1 pseudogene is annotated in these 1,083 nt (G+C 73.4%); it reads right to left on the bottom strand.

Annotated elements, in window-relative coordinates:
* Positions 1–1,004 (bottom strand): annotated as a pseudogene (locus ACFPZL_RS13520) (hypothetical protein); the annotation flags it as partial.
* Between the last annotated feature and the right edge of the window lie 79 nt (positions 1,005–1,083).

Genomic DNA, 1,083 nt, shown 5'->3' with positions numbered 1-1,083 from the left:
AGCGCTGCGGCTCCGCGAGCCGCGATGCTCGAACCCTGCAGCAGCGCCTCACCCGCGAGCTCCAGCTCGACCGGCGCCTCCGCACCCTCGCGCCACAGCCGTCCGCCCGCGGCATCGAGCAGCACCCACTCGCCGCCCACGACGGCGAGCTGCAGATCCTCGTCCGGGAGCCCCTCGGGCACCTCGCTCACAGTCTGTCGGAACCCACCGGTACGCGCGTCGAACCAGCGCACCGAGCGGTCCGCGTCGGAATAGAGGGCCACCAGTCCGTCCGCGTCGAGCGCCGCCGCGTCGACCTCGTAGTCCCGCTGCTGATCGGGATCGCGATCCGCGTTCTCCTCGGCGAGAGGATCGAGCCGGCTCGGAGAGGGCAGTGTTCGATCCGCGCGCCCATCGGCCGGGAGCGTCGAGAGATAGGCTTCTCCCGACTCGGTCGCGAAGAGCACCCATCCGCCGGCCGCCGTGACCTGCCGCGTCCCGGCCGGGGTGCGGAGCGCCGTCGACTCCGCGGCCGTCCCGACGGTGCCCGCGGTCACGGCGTCCCCGGCGTCTTCGGCGTCTTCGTCCTCCGCTGCGGCGGTGTCTCCATCGGACGCGGCTTCGTCGTCGCCCGACTCACCGCCGTCCGCCGACGCCGCTCCCCCGCTTCCGATGTCCTTCGGAGCGGCGGGATCGATCGGCCATGCACGACTGCTCCCCTGCGTGAGCACCACCCCGAAACCGCCCGACTGCACCACCGCGTTCGGGCTCTGCACCTGGCGCACCGTATCGATCTCGGCAGTCTCGGTGTTGATGCGCGCGTACTGCCCGCTCGCCCGCATCGCCCACACCGACGGATCCTCGCGCGGCGTCTCGCGCGAGTCGAAACCGCTCGCCACCACGGCGAGGGTCACCACGAGCGCGGCGACGACGACGCCGGAGACCCAGCCGACCCAGGGACGGGCCGGTCCCCTGCCGCGCGTCCTCACCGTCGAGCCGCCGGGCCGTCGCCGTGCGGCGTTCATCCGATCAGCCCCAGAGCCGACGCGATCCAGAGCAGTCCTCCGACCACGACGACGCCCGCGGCCGCGCCGATCAGGCCGG

It is taken from the genome of Leucobacter soli (genome assembly GCF_042659205.1).
Classification (GTDB): domain Bacteria; phylum Actinomycetota; class Actinomycetes; order Actinomycetales; family Microbacteriaceae; genus Leucobacter; species Leucobacter soli.
Note: the sequence above shows the minus strand (reverse complement) of the source record. Positions and strands in the feature narration are given on the sequence as shown.